Here is a 12399-nt window from a genome sequence, read left to right on the forward strand (position 1 = left end):
ATGGTGGGTCGTGCTGGATTCGAACCAGCGACCAATTGATTAAAAGTCAACTGCTCTACCAGCTGAGCTAACGACCCTTCATTTGGAGCCAGGAGAAGAATTGGTGGGTCGTGCTGGATTCGAACCAGCGACCAATTGATTAAAAGTCAACTGCTCTACCAGCTGAGCTAACGACCCAATCTTTCCTGTTGTTGCCTGTGTCTTGGCAACGGCGGCATATAATACTCAGATTTTTTTTTGACGCAACCCAAAAGGCGTTTTTATTTTGATTTTTGCAGTAAAAAGCGTTCAACCGCTCAAAATCAACACAAATCGAGCATTATTCCTACCACAAAACCTCTACAAAACTTTTTAAGTCCGACGATTTACTCGCAAATTGAGTCTAAAAAAAAGCGTAAATTTTGCGATTTCCATGAAAATATACTCATAAAAATAGCGTTTGGTTCAGCATAAAAAAAAGGAGTTATTTTTAACTGCGAAAAAAAAGCCTCTCGTTTAGAAAGGCCTTTTTGTTAAAGATTATTCAATCTGGATTCCGCTAACCGCTTTGCGGATGAACTCGGATACTCATTAATGACTTGCTGGAAGAAATTTCGAGCACCATTACTATCACCTGTACGTTCGGCAATAACACCTAATTTCAATAATGCATCTGGGCGCTTAACTGAATCAGGAAAACGGTTAGATACAATATCAAATTGCTCAATAGCTTCATCCCATTGCTGTTTATTAAACAACAATTGTCCTAGCCAATAATGTGCATTCGGGGCATATTCACTATTCGGAAATCTTTCGATAAACGATTGGAAAGCTGGAATAGCTTTATCGTATTCACGAGATTTTAGAATTAGGTTCACCGCACTATCATACGCTTCGTCCTCACCCTCTTGTGGGGATGATGAAGGTGTCGATGGGGTAACACCTACCGAAGTGCTTGGCGTGGGGCCAGCGCCACTAGCGTTAGCTAAACCGCCCTGTTTCAGTGATTCAACACGTTTGTCTATTTCAAGGTACAACTCACGCTGACGTTCCAGCACCTTTTCTAGCTCGTTAGTGTTAACTTCAACCGAACCACGCAATTGGTCAACTTCACTTTGCATGTTGTCCAATTGTGTTTGTAAGCGGTGTTGCATTTCAGTTCGGCTTTTCACAATACGTTCTAAAACAGCAATGCGCTGTTCTAAATTGCTGCCGCCATTGGCGTCGACCACAGGCGCTTGTGCAAAGGCCGAACCTGAAATAGCAAAGGCGGCACACAAGGTGACGCCTAGCTTAATAGAGTTAATTGCTGTAAAAGCCATTAGCGGTAAACAACCACTCCGCGACGATTCTGCGCGAATGCATATTCAGTTGAACCCATTACTGCAGACTTTTCTTCACCGTAAGACACAACCGTAATTTGGCTGCTGCTTACACCGGCATTCATAAGATAAGTTTCAACAGATTGCGCACGACGCTCACCAAGTGCAATGTTGTATTCTGGCGTACCGCGGCTATCAGTATGACCTTCAATAGTCACTTTAGTGCTAGGGTTTTTAACCAAGAACGCGGCATGTTTATCAAGTAAACGTTGGAATTCAGGTTTGATACTCGCGCGGTCAAAATCGAAATAAACGGTTTGTTCGTTTTTCAACGCTTCCATTTCTTGTTGAACCATTTCTTCTGAACGCTTCATACGTTGTGCAGCTTCTGCTTCAACGCGCTGTGCTTCAGCTTGACGAGCGTCTTGCTCTGCTTGTGCTTGTTCTTGTGCAAGACGGTTACGTTCAGCGGCTAGCTCTTCTTCGCTAGGGCCAGACGAACAGGCCATCATGGTCACCACTGGCAAGGCGATAATGAAGCTCTTCATTAATTTATTCATTTGCATCCTACTAATCCTTAAATGTTATTGTTTGATATTTCAATTGTTAGAACAAAAATGGTGACCAACTCGGCGATTTCACTTGCCCATCGGCTGCGGGTAATCTGGCTTTAAAGCGCCCATCAAGGGAAACAAGTGAAAGTACTTGAGTGCCTTCATGCAGCGTACTATAAATAATCATACTACCATTTGGCGCTACACTGGGAGATTCATCCAAAAAGGTTCTTGTTAGAACCTGAGGAGACCCACCGTCTAGCGCCTGCTTAGCAATATGGTAGTTTCCATTGGTTTGATTAACCACTACCATTTGCTTACCGTCGGGCGTTAGTGTTGCGCCCAAGTTCTGTTCGCCCACAAAGGTAACGCGCCTTACCTTTCTAGAATTTAAATTTACGCTATATATCTGGGGTTTACCACCCCGTTCAGAGCTAAAAATTAAACCACTACCGTCAGGCAGCCAAGAAGGCTCTGTATCAATAGCGCGGTTGCGCGTTACTCGGGTCAAATTTTTTGTCGCAAGATCCATAACATAGACCTCGGGATTACCATCTTTCGACAAAACCATAGCAAGTTGCTTGCCATCTGGCGAAAACGCAGGGCTTCCGTTTATTCCAGGGAAATCGGTAACCGTTGTACGTTTGCTAGTATAAATATCCTGTATGAATATTTGAGGTCTACGATTTTCAAAGCTTACATACGCTAACTTCTCACCATCTGGCGACCACACTGGCGACATTAGCGGCTCAGGCGAAGACAACAAACGGGTTTCGTTTTCGCCGTCGTAGTCTGCAATCACTAACTGGTAAGGTTTTTCATACGCATCTCTGTCTCGTACGATCACATAAGCAATGCGTGTTAAAAATGCGCCACGTACGCCTGTAAGCTTCTCGTACACAACATCGCTAATGCGGTGAGCGTACTGCCTGAAGTCGCGGGGGCTAATGATTGATTGACGGGCAGCAATAACATGCTCATTGCTAACCACTAACTCACCATTTTGTAGTACTTGAGACTGACCACCGTCTAGCTGGCCTTTTAGTACATCAACCAGTTGATAAGACACTAAATATTTATCGGTACCTTCGGGGGCTATACTGCCTACTAATACAGTATCTACACCAAGAGTCGCCCACGCAGAGTAGTTCACTTGGTCTGCGCTTTCGGGCATCTGTGGCATTTTATTTGGCGCTACCGGACTAAATTTACCGCTGCGCATAAGGTCGGCCATGATCACTTCAGAAATATCACCAGGCAATGTGCCGGTGCCTTTCCATTTGAAAGGGACAACACCTATAGGACGGGCGCTGTCGATACCCTCTGTAATAACTATTTCTAACGTCGCGAATACTTTGGCACTAAATACCATCGCGATGGCGGCTATCCATAAACCTGTTTTCTTCATTGCACTACAGTTCCACTTTTAAGTTAATATCTTTTAATTGCTCGTAAACGTCGGCTGCGTCCGATACGGGCAGCTCTTCAGCACGGCGTACGGCGCTTTCAGCTGCTCTACACAGAGCCTCATTCCCGCCTAAGATACGTACACTCGTCACATACCCAGTGGTAGCCAATTTAATATTCAGTCTACACACCTTGCCTTTAAAGCTGTCGTCGTAATAGAGATTACGTTTAATGGTCTGTTGAATTAACGCGGTATAACGCTCTACTTCAGTCAGTACCTGTGCACGTCTACGTTGTTGCTGAGCCGCTTGCTCCTGCGCAAGTTGCTCTTGCATAATTCTCTCCATCTCAGCATTTTCAGCCGCTTCTTTTTTCTTACGCTCAGCATCGGCTTTCGCTTTCGCTTCACGGTCTTTACGCGCTTGTTCCTTTTGCGCAGCCAACTGCTCTAGTTCTTTTTGACGTTTGAACTCAGCTTCTTCAGCTTGCTTTTTCTCTCTCGCGCGCTTAGCGGCTGCGGCCTTTTGACGTTTTGCTTCAGCAGCCTGCGCTTCTTTTTGCTTTCTCTGCGCATCGGCTTCTCTGGCCTGAGCTTCAGCTTGTGCCTGTTCTCGCTTTGTATCCGCTATGGCCTGAGCATCGATAAAGGTGGCTTCAATCACCGGCGCATTTACAGCTAACGTCGGCATAGGAGAAGGCGAAAAGCTGACGCTAATTAGCAACACTGCTGCCACAGCAAAATGCAGCGCGATAGATTTATAAATGCCAATAGAACTTGCAGTCATCGATAAATCTACTCTGGCTCAACCGGATCTGTCATTAAACCTACTGAAGGCACACCCGCGCCCTGTAATAACACCATAAGTTGAATGACCTCGTTATAAGCAACTTGCCCATCTCCTTTTACTACCACTGGCGTATTAGGATCCTTTTGTAACTGAGCTTGTACCAATGCCGCTAAGTCTTCTTGATCTAGTGGCGACTCTTGATCGCCACCCACATTAAGAAAATACCGGCCCTTCACGTCTACCGACGCAATAATGGGGGGATTATCTTCCTGCTCAATTGGATTAGCGCTGGCTTTAGGTAAATCGACTTTTACCCCTTGGGAAATAAGGGGAGCCGTTACCATAAAGATAATAAGTAGCACCAACATAACATCAATGTAAGGCACCACATTAATTTCAGAAACCGGCCTACGGCGCTTTCTCACATACATAATAATTCCTCTCTCACCTGTGAGTTATTCACTAAGCATTAAACTTCGGGTTGCTGAGCTTGCCCGGCAACTGCTTGGCGATGAAGAATGGCGGAGAACTCTTCCATAAAGTTGCCATAATTGTTTTCTAACTTTTCAACTTGGTGACTAAAGCGGTTATAGGCAATAACTGCAGGAATAGCCGCGAATAGACCTATTGCAGTTGCAATCAATGCTTCGGCAATACCTGGTGCAACCATGGCTAACGTAGCTTGTTGAACTTCACCTAGCGCGATAAAGGCGTTCATGATCCCCCAAACCGTACCGAATAAGCCAATATACGGGCTAATTGAACCTGCTGTTGCTAGAAACGGAAGGCGACTTTCTAACTCTTCAACCTGGCGAGACATAGTGACCCGCATAGCACGGTATGTACCATCTACTATCGCATTAGTACCGGTATTTGACTTTCGTATGCGTACGAATTCTTTAAAGCCGGCACAAAAGATGGTGCCAATACCTGATAAATTAGGGCGGGCAGAAAGTTCTTGATAAAGACGGTTTAAATCAGCACCTGACCAAAACTTGTCTTCAAACTGACGCATCTCTTCTCGTGCACTTGAAAGTGCTCTACTACGCTGAAAAATAAACGTCCAAGACGCCACTGAAACACCGAGTAAAAGCAACATAACAAGTTGAACAATAAAGCTGGCCTGCAAAAATAGGCCGATAAAAGTAAGATCAGATGACACGCGAAATTTCCTCTAACAATGTACGTGGTAGTCGTCTGGGCTTCATAGTGTCCAGACTGACACAAGCAACTCGAATATCGGCTGATACTAGAGTCACATCTTGTTTATTTTTGATGGTTTGTTGAAACGACATACTCGCCCCTTTCAATTCTACAACCTGTGTTTCAATACTCAACAGATCATTGAATCGCGCAGGCGCATAGTTATTCATTTCAACGCGTTTGACGACAAAAGCCACTGATTGTTCCATTAATATGTCTTGTTCGAAGCCTAAGCCTCTAAGCCACTCAGTTCTAGCTCTTTCCATAAACTTGAGGTAGTTGGCATAATAAACAATGCCACCTGCATCGGTATCTTCGTAATACACTCTTACTTGGTGTAAATGCATAAATATTCTTTCACCGTCAATAAAATTCATCAATTAACCAGTTCACCAGCTGCATATTAACACTTCACCCCACCAAACTCATTACTCTCAACCTCAGCTACACATAGTGATTAGCTATATTTAATGATTAAATGATAAACCATTAACACCTGCGCAACACATTAGTTTTTCTAAGGCAAAAAAACAATTTTACTCAATTGTAAGAAATCGAACTAAGCCTATAATACGCAGCATCAGTCCTACAGAGCGTAATGGTGTATCACACGGTTATGCAAGAGTTTTTCTCCTGTTAGACATGAGTTCCCTGGATTTATTTCCTTTAACACTTGTTGTTTTGGCCCGTTCATTGAGCGGGCTTTTTTTTGCCTGAAGAAAAGTGATGTGACATAGCAAGTATAGGTAGAACGAGTGCGAGCAAACGTAAGGTTTGCTCATACAAGCATTCAATCTGTAGGCTGCTAAGTAGAAGGTGAGAACCCAAAATGAAGATAGGCTCGTTGCGAGACGATACGTCCACGCGGCGTGCGCTGTAAGAAGCCTTGCTGAATAAGAAAAGGCTCAATCACATCTTCTATCGTTTCTTTCTCTTCACCAATTGCTGCTGCTAAGTTGTCTAGCCCTACTGGGCCACCATCAAATTTCTCTATAATGGCACAAAGCAATTTCCGATCCATGTAATCGAAACCTTCTTTATCTACATCTAGCATATCCAATGCCTTAGCCGCCGTATCAACGGTTACCGTGCCATCAGATTTAATTTCTGCGTAATCTCGAACTCGGCGCAACAGCCTATTAGCAATACGCGGTGTACCTCTAGAGCGACGAGCAATTTCATTGGCGCCCTCTTCACTCATATCTAAATTCAGATAACTAGCACTACGAGCAACAATGGTGGTGAGATCTTTGACCGAATAAAATTCTAGTCGTTGTACTATGCCAAAACGGTCTCGCAGCGGCGATGTAAGCGAACCTGCACGAGTGGTGGCACCTACTAAGGTGAAAGGTGGCAAATCTAGCTTAATAGAACGGGCTGCTGGCCCCTCGCCTATCATGATGTCTAATTGATAGTCTTCCATGGCCGGATACAGAATTTCTTCCACCACAGGGCTTAAGCGATGAATTTCATCAATAAAGAGTACATCGTTGCGTTCAAGGTTGGTAAGCAGTGCCGCTAGGTCACCGGCTTTTTCAAGTACCGGGCCTGAAGTGGTTTTTATACTTACATCCATCTCGTTCGCCACAATATTTGCTAGGGTGGTTTTGCCTAGCCCTGGCGGGCCAAATATGAGCAAGTGATCGAGGGCATCGTCACGCTTTCTAGCAGCCTGAATGAAGATTTCCATCTGCTCACACACATGAGGCTGACCTGTATAATCATCAAGCATTTTAGGGCGAATAGCACGGTCGATAACTTCATCTTCGGTGCTCGCATCGGGCGTAATTAGTCTATCAGCTTCTATCATTAGGGCTCTGCTTTAAGGTAAATCGGCAACGTAGGTCTATCGTTCTTGGCAAATTTTGGCTTTAGCTTTAGCTTATTTGAACCTTGGATTAACTAGCTTCAAATAGCGGCTTTTAAAGCTTCACGAATCAGCGACTCGCTTTCCATGCCTTCTTTATACACGCTATCGATAAGTTTGCTTGCCTGAGCTGGCTTATAACCAAGTGCCACCAGCGCACTCTGGGCGTCTTCACGTGTGTCGTTTACTTCCACCAAGGTATTGGTATTAAGTAAGTCGCCACTTGGCGGTGGAATAGCAATACTTTGTACTTTACCAAATTTCGCCAATCTGTCTTTTAACTCAACCACTAATCTTTCTGCGGTTTTCTTGCCAATGCCTGGCAAGCTCACTAATGCAGAAACATCGGCATTTTGAACCGCAGATAAAAACTGACCTGCGGACATGCCCGATAATATGGTTAAGCCTAATTTAGGGCCCACACCATTGGCTTTTATCAGTTCACGGAACAAGCCCCGTTCCATCTTATCAGCAAAACCAAACAGTAATTGCGCGTCTTCTCGCACTACGAAATGGGTATACACAACGACTTCTTCACCCACAGCTGGTAGTTGATAAAAACTGGTCATAGGCATATGAATTTCATAGCCTACCCCGTTTGCATCTACCAAAATTTCTGGGGGCTGCTTTTCGGCCAATGTACCGCGAATACGTCCAATCATGAATGCTCTCTTACTGGTATTTCCCCAATTCAGAGGAAATAAAACTTATAGGAAGGTTCTATTCGTTATAAAAAAGTGGTTACAAAAACGCATGCTTTTTATACATGAGCAAAGCAACTAGCGTAAACGGCCTCGCACGGTTTTACGCGCTTGCCCTGCCATATTAATCAGGCTTTGCTCGGTATGGGCATGACATAGCGCCACAGCAAGGGCATCAGCAGCATCAGCTTGCGGTGTACCGCTTAAACTCAACAAGTGCTTCACCATGTGCTGCACTTGCGTTTTATCTGCACTACCCTTGCCTACTACTGCCTGTTTAATTTGCCTAGCCGAGTATTCTGCTACTGGCAATTCGCCTTGCGTGGCTGCTACAATCGCGGCACCGCGGGCTTGCCCCAACTTTAATGCAGAGTCGGGATTTTTTGCCATAAACACTTGCTCGATAGCAAACTGCGCAGGGTTATACTGACGAATAATATCGCTAATACCGGTATAGATATTGGCAAGTCTCGACGGCAAATCTGCCGTTCCTACGCGAATACAACCACTCGCCACATACACAAGTTTACCCTGCTTACGCTCAATAACGCCGTAGCCTGTAACCCTAGAACCTGGATCTATACCCAGTATAACCATTAAGGTACGTTTGGTACAAACATTGATACCGCCTCTTTGTTAGAAGGCGACCAAAGTCGCGCTAATGCTTGTGCTTTATCTACCCACTCATACTGCAAATGTTCAGTAAGCACCAACGGCAAGGTACTGTCTACTTGAAGAGAAAAAACGTGCTCGGTGTTAAACCGTGTTCCGGGGGGATATCGATGCAGCCAGCGGCTGCGAATTTCGTATTGGTTTTGTCTATTGTGGTTAAACATTTCAATAGACAACTGTCTGGCGTCAATCCCTGTTTCTTCCGCCACTTCTCGGTATGCGGTTTCAATAGGTAGTTCACCGTCTTCCATTGCGCCGGTGACTGACTGCCAAAATTCAGGGTCGTCATTGCGTTGTAGCAAAAGTACCTTGTGGTGCTGATCATACAGCACCACAAGGACTGACTCGGGCTTTTTATAAGCCATCGTTTACGACGGCTTTTTTACCGTTGCAATCGCCAACTCTTCCAACTGCTTTGGATTCGCAGGGCTTGGCGCAGATGTTAATGGGCATGCCGCTGTCGTGGTTTTAGGGAATGCCATTACATCGCGGATTGAGGTCGCCCCAGTCATTAGCATCACTAAGCGGTCTAAACCAAAGGCTAAACCTGCGTGAGGCGGTGCACCAAAGCGTAAAGCTTCAAGTAAGAAGCCGAACTTGTTCTTCGCTTCTTCTTCATCTATACCCAAAATGCCAAATACGGCCGATTGCATTTCTTCGTTGTGAATACGTACTGAACCACCACCAAGCTCGCAACCGTTTAATACCATGTCGTAGGCATCAGACAATGCACCAACAGGATTAGCTTTAAGCTCTTCTGCAGTTAAGCCGCGAGGTGCAGTAAACGGATGGTGTATAGCATGCAGCTGCCCATCGAACTCTTCGAACATTGGGAAGTCGACAACCCACAACGGCTTCCACTCACCTTCTAATAACTCAAAGTCTTCACCTAGTTTAAGGCGAAGTGCGCCCATGGCTTCGGTAACTACCGTGTTAGTGTCAGCACCAAATAACAAGATGTCGCCAGCTTGCGCGCCAGTGCGCTGCAAAATACCGTCGGTAATATCTTCACTTAGGAACTTAAGAATGGGTGATTGTAAACCTTCTTGGCCTGGTGCCATTTCATTTACTTTCATCCACGCTAAGCCTTTCGCGCCGTAAATACCTACAAACTTGGTGTACTCGTCAATTTGCTTACGAGACATGCTCGCACCGCCTGGTACACGAATAGCAGCAACACGACCTTTAGGATCGTTAGCAGGGCCACTGAATACTTTAAACTCAACGGTTTCAAGTAAGTCAGCAATATCGGTAAGCTCTAACGGGTTACGTAAATCAGGCTTATCGCTACCAAAACGCTTCATTGCTTCGGCGTAGGTCATGCGTGGGAAGTCGCCTAAATCTACGTTCAACATGGTGTTGAATAAGTCGCGGATCATGCTTTCAGTAATAGCCATTACGCCATCGGCATCTAAAAACGTAGTTTCGATATCGATTTGGGTAAATTCTGGTTGGCGATCTGCACGTAAATCTTCATCACGGAAGCACTTTACGATTTGATAGTATCTGTCCATGCCAGACATCATCAGCAATTGCTTAAACAACTGCGGCGATTGCGGCAATGCAAAGAATTCGCCTTTATGGGTACGGCTAGGTACTAAGTAATCACGAGCACCTTCAGGTGTCGCTTTGGTCAAAATAGGAGTTTCAATATCTAGAAAGCCTTCGCCTTCTAAGAAACGACGTACTGCACCGGTTACTTTAGCGCGAAACTGTAAGCGCTGGCTCATAACAGGGCGACGTAAATCAAGGTAGCGGTAGCGTAAACGCTGCTCTTCGGAGTTCTCTTGGTTCCAATCAAGTGGCAGCGCATCAGAGCGATTGATGATTTCTAAGCCTGTGCCTAAAATCTCAATTTCGCCAGTACGCATATCTTTATTGATTTGGCCTTCAGGGCGAGCACGTACTTTACCGGTAAGCTTCACGCAAAATTCACCGCGAAGTTTATTCGCTACACTTAATACCTCTGGTAAATCAGGGTCGAATACCACTTGAACGATACCTTCGCGGTCTCGTAAGTCGATGAAGATTACGCCACCTAAGTCACGGCGTTTGTTTACCCAACCACACAGGGTGATTTCTTGCCCAATGTATGATGAATCGATGTTCCCACAGTAATCTGTGCGCATGGTCGTTGACCCCTGATATTCTTATCTTGCGTTACACGATGGTAGGCAAACCCTTGAACCTGCTTGCCATTACTCTACAATGTGGCGCTCGCGCCCCTTGCCATCATGCACTATGTGTTAAATTAAGGTCGCATAGTATAAACAAATGCGCAGTAAAGCCCAATGACAAATACAAACAATCCTACAGTAACTAAATTATCAACTTCTTCGCCGCTACCCAAGGTATTTATTGGGTTGCCGCAGTGGCAGCATAGTCATTGGCCAAAAACCTGGTTTGCTAATTACCCTAAAAGTGACAATCAATTGGTTCATTACGCCAAGGAGTGCAATACGGTTGAGGGAAATACGACCTTTTATTCTCTTCCCCATTCTGATGCCGTATCACGCTGGCAACAATCAGTAGGTAGCGATTTTTCATTTACCTTTAAATTCAACCAACAGATTACCCACGTTCATCAATTACTGCATTGCGAAGATGAAGTGAATGAACAATTACACATGCTAGCGCCACTTGAGCATAAATTAGGCGTGATGCTGCTTCAACTACCTGCAAGCTTTGGCCCTGAAAAACTAGAACGATTGGCTGCGTTTTTACACCTTTTACCACAACATATTACCGTTGCGGTTGAAGTAAGACATTTGGCTTTTTTTGGTAAAGGCGATGAAGAAAAGCAGTTAAATCAGTTATTAATTGAGTACAACGCTAACCGTATTATTATGGACACCCGCGCGTTATTTACCGGTGCTGATACAAACTCTAGCGACAGTGCGCTTTTACGTGAGGTGCGGAACAAAAAACCGAGAGTGCCAGTGAATGTGATTGCCACCGCAAATAACCCTGTTGTTCGTTTTGTAGGAAATGATAATGATGAAGATAATATTGCGTGCTTAACGCCTTGGGTGAATAAGATTCATCAATGGCGACTAGAAGGAAAAAGCCCGTACTTCTTTTGTCATCGACCTGATAACAAAGATGCTCCGTGGTTAGCGCAGCAGTTTATTGATTTGTACAATAATAAGCATGGTGATGCGGCAATTCCTAATCTGGCAATTAAAGCGCAGCCTAGCCAAAATGCCTTGTTTTAACGCGCATTCAGATGCGAGTAAATTTCGCAAAAAATGTTTCTGTTACACCTATTTAAGATAGCGAAAGCCTGACCATACGTTAAGAATATTAACTAGTGCTTATTCTTTCCTTCCTATAAACTGACGGCTATTGAGACAGTCTCAATAGTAACTCTTTATTTAAGTGAAATTATTAATGGAACCACCAAAGCTTGATCGCGAAGCCTTGCGATTAAAAGCCCTAGAAAATTTAAATATTCTAGACACTAAACCCGACGCTCAACTAGATGCAGTAACTAAAGCCGCTCAAGAATATTTCAAATGCAAAATATGCTTGGTAAGTTTAATTGCTGAAGACAGACAGTGGTTTAAATCTCGCCAGTGTTTAGATGTGTCCGAAACACCACGCAATATTTCGTTTTGCACTTACGCGATAGCAGAAGAAGAATATTTGATTGTGACCGACGCCACTAAAGACAGCCGTTTTGCTGGCGGACCATTGGTGAAAGGCGAACCGCATATCCGCGCTTATGCAGGCGCTATTCTTCGCTCAAACGATGGGTACGAGCTTGGCACCTTATGTGTCATCCATGATGAGCCTAGAGAGTTTCCACCTTCAGACATTAGTATGCTCAAAGATATGGCGAAAAAAGCCCAAGATATTATAAACGGGAATAGTTGGTAGGTTAGCCATTGCTAATCCACTTTCCCC

The 12399-nt window shown here is 44.6% G+C and carries 14 protein-coding genes and 2 tRNA genes; 2 read left to right on the forward strand and 14 right to left on the reverse strand.

Annotated elements, in window-relative coordinates; all coding sequences use genetic code 11:
• Position 1 precedes the first annotated feature (1 nt).
• From Q4561_RS08105 to aspS, 14 genes are all read right to left on the reverse strand, one after another.
• Positions 2-77, reverse strand: a tRNA-Lys gene (locus tag Q4561_RS08105).
• Positions 78-101: 24 nt separating this feature from the next.
• Positions 102-177: transfer RNA gene (locus tag Q4561_RS08110), tRNA-Lys, on the reverse strand.
• 335 nt (positions 178-512) lie between these two features.
• Positions 513-1301: a tol-pal system protein YbgF gene (gene ybgF, locus Q4561_RS08115; RefSeq protein ID WP_303459027.1), complete on the reverse strand. Its 789-nt coding sequence runs from the start codon at positions 1299-1301 to the stop codon at positions 513-515.
• A complete protein-coding gene (pal, locus tag Q4561_RS08120) occupies positions 1301-1867 on the reverse strand; it encodes a peptidoglycan-associated lipoprotein Pal (RefSeq protein WP_126871858.1) in 567 nt (188 codons plus the stop codon). The genes ybgF and pal overlap by 1 nt, the downstream gene beginning before the upstream one ends.
• 40 nt (positions 1868-1907) lie before the next feature.
• Positions 1908-3227, reverse strand: a complete 1320-nt coding sequence (tolB, locus tag Q4561_RS08125) for a Tol-Pal system beta propeller repeat protein TolB (protein WP_303459403.1) — start codon at positions 3225-3227, stop codon at positions 1908-1910.
• 40 nt (positions 3228-3267) lie between these two features.
• Complete coding sequence (tolA, locus tag Q4561_RS08130) at positions 3268-4047, reverse strand: cell envelope integrity protein TolA (protein ID WP_303459029.1); 780 nt, start codon at positions 4045-4047, stop codon at positions 3268-3270.
• 8 nt (positions 4048-4055) lie between these two features.
• Positions 4056-4481 carry a protein TolR gene (gene tolR / locus Q4561_RS08135; protein WP_303459031.1) on the reverse strand — a complete coding sequence of 142 codons (426 nt, stop codon included), beginning with the start codon at positions 4479-4481 and terminating at the stop codon, positions 4056-4058.
• A gap of 38 nt (positions 4482-4519) precedes the next feature.
• Positions 4520-5212 carry a protein TolQ gene (gene tolQ, locus Q4561_RS08140; protein WP_303459033.1) on the reverse strand — a complete coding sequence of 231 codons (693 nt, stop codon included), beginning with the start codon at positions 5210-5212 and terminating at the stop codon, positions 4520-4522.
• Positions 5202-5600 carry a tol-pal system-associated acyl-CoA thioesterase gene (ybgC, locus tag Q4561_RS08145; protein WP_303459035.1) on the reverse strand — a complete coding sequence of 133 codons (399 nt, stop codon included), beginning with the start codon at positions 5598-5600 and terminating at the stop codon, positions 5202-5204. Before ybgC ends, tolQ begins: the two co-directional genes overlap by 11 nt.
• Before the next feature lie 458 nt (positions 5601-6058).
• Positions 6059-7063 carry a Holliday junction branch migration DNA helicase RuvB gene (gene ruvB / locus Q4561_RS08150; RefSeq protein ID WP_303459036.1) on the reverse strand — a complete coding sequence of 335 codons (1005 nt, stop codon included), beginning with the start codon at positions 7061-7063 and terminating at the stop codon, positions 6059-6061.
• 98 nt (positions 7064-7161) lie between these two features.
• Positions 7162-7782: a Holliday junction branch migration protein RuvA gene (gene ruvA / locus Q4561_RS08155; RefSeq protein ID WP_013784875.1), complete on the reverse strand. Its 621-nt coding sequence runs from the start codon at positions 7780-7782 to the stop codon at positions 7162-7164.
• 117 nt (positions 7783-7899) lie between these two features.
• Positions 7900-8418, reverse strand: coding sequence for a crossover junction endodeoxyribonuclease RuvC (ruvC, locus tag Q4561_RS08160; RefSeq protein WP_013784876.1), 519 nt, complete (start codon positions 8416-8418; stop codon positions 7900-7902).
• Positions 8418-8858, reverse strand: a complete 441-nt coding sequence (gene nudB / locus Q4561_RS08165) for a dihydroneopterin triphosphate diphosphatase (protein WP_303459041.1) — start codon at positions 8856-8858, stop codon at positions 8418-8420. Before nudB ends, ruvC begins: the two co-directional genes overlap by 1 nt.
• Before the next feature lie 3 nt (positions 8859-8861).
• Positions 8862-10622, reverse strand: a complete 1761-nt coding sequence (gene aspS / locus Q4561_RS08170) for an aspartate--tRNA ligase (protein WP_303459045.1) — start codon at positions 10620-10622, stop codon at positions 8862-8864.
• Positions 10623-10784: 162 nt separating this feature from the next.
• Between aspS and Q4561_RS08175 the strand changes: the two genes are divergently transcribed.
• Together Q4561_RS08175 and Q4561_RS08180 are read left to right on the forward strand one after the other, a co-directional pair.
• The gene (locus Q4561_RS08175) at positions 10785-11708 is read left to right on the forward strand and encodes a DUF72 domain-containing protein (RefSeq protein ID WP_303459047.1); all 924 of its coding nucleotides are present in this window, start codon (positions 10785-10787) and stop codon (positions 11706-11708) included.
• A gap of 175 nt (positions 11709-11883) precedes the next feature.
• Positions 11884-12372, forward strand: a complete 489-nt coding sequence (locus tag Q4561_RS08180; RefSeq protein WP_303459049.1) for a GAF domain-containing protein — start codon at positions 11884-11886, stop codon at positions 12370-12372.
• The last annotated feature ends 27 nt before the right edge of the window (positions 12373-12399 follow it).

This window comes from Alteromonas sp. 1_MG-2023, assembly GCF_030547075.1.
GTDB lineage: Bacteria > Pseudomonadota > Gammaproteobacteria > Enterobacterales > Alteromonadaceae > Alteromonas.

Excerpts from the sequence above, each read along its gene's own strand:
- nudB (WP_303459041.1), bottom strand. The coding sequence starts at position 8,858 with ATGGCTTATAAAAAGCCCGAGTCAGTCCTTGTGGTGCTGTATGATCAG.
- ruvB (WP_303459036.1), bottom strand. The coding sequence starts at position 7,063 with ATGATAGAAGCTGATAGACTAATTACGCCCGATGCGAGCACCGAAGAT.
- ybgF (WP_303459027.1), bottom strand. The coding sequence starts at position 1,301 with ATGGCTTTTACAGCAATTAACTCTATTAAGCTAGGCGTCACCTTGTGT.
- tolR (WP_303459031.1), bottom strand. The coding sequence starts at position 4,481 with ATGTATGTGAGAAAGCGCCGTAGGCCGGTTTCTGAAATTAATGTGGTG.
- ybgC (WP_303459035.1), bottom strand. The coding sequence starts at position 5,600 with ATGCATTTACACCAAGTAAGAGTGTATTACGAAGATACCGATGCAGGT.
- Q4561_RS08175 (WP_303459047.1), top strand. The coding sequence starts at position 10,785 with ATGACAAATACAAACAATCCTACAGTAACTAAATTATCAACTTCTTCG.
- tolB (WP_303459403.1), bottom strand. The coding sequence starts at position 3,227 with ATGGTATTTAGTGCCAAAGTATTCGCGACGTTAGAAATAGTTATTACA.
- Q4561_RS08180 (WP_303459049.1), top strand. The coding sequence starts at position 11,884 with ATGGAACCACCAAAGCTTGATCGCGAAGCCTTGCGATTAAAAGCCCTA.
- tolA (WP_303459029.1), bottom strand. The coding sequence starts at position 4,047 with ATGACTGCAAGTTCTATTGGCATTTATAAATCTATCGCGCTGCATTTT.
- pal (WP_126871858.1), bottom strand. The coding sequence starts at position 1,867 with ATGCAAATGAATAAATTAATGAAGAGCTTCATTATCGCCTTGCCAGTG.
- ruvC (WP_013784876.1), bottom strand. The coding sequence starts at position 8,418 with ATGGTTATACTGGGTATAGATCCAGGTTCTAGGGTTACAGGCTACGGC.
- aspS (WP_303459045.1), bottom strand. The coding sequence starts at position 10,622 with ATGCGCACAGATTACTGTGGGAACATCGATTCATCATACATTGGGCAA.
- ruvA (WP_013784875.1), bottom strand. The coding sequence starts at position 7,782 with ATGATTGGACGTATTCGCGGTACATTGGCCGAAAAGCAGCCCCCAGAA.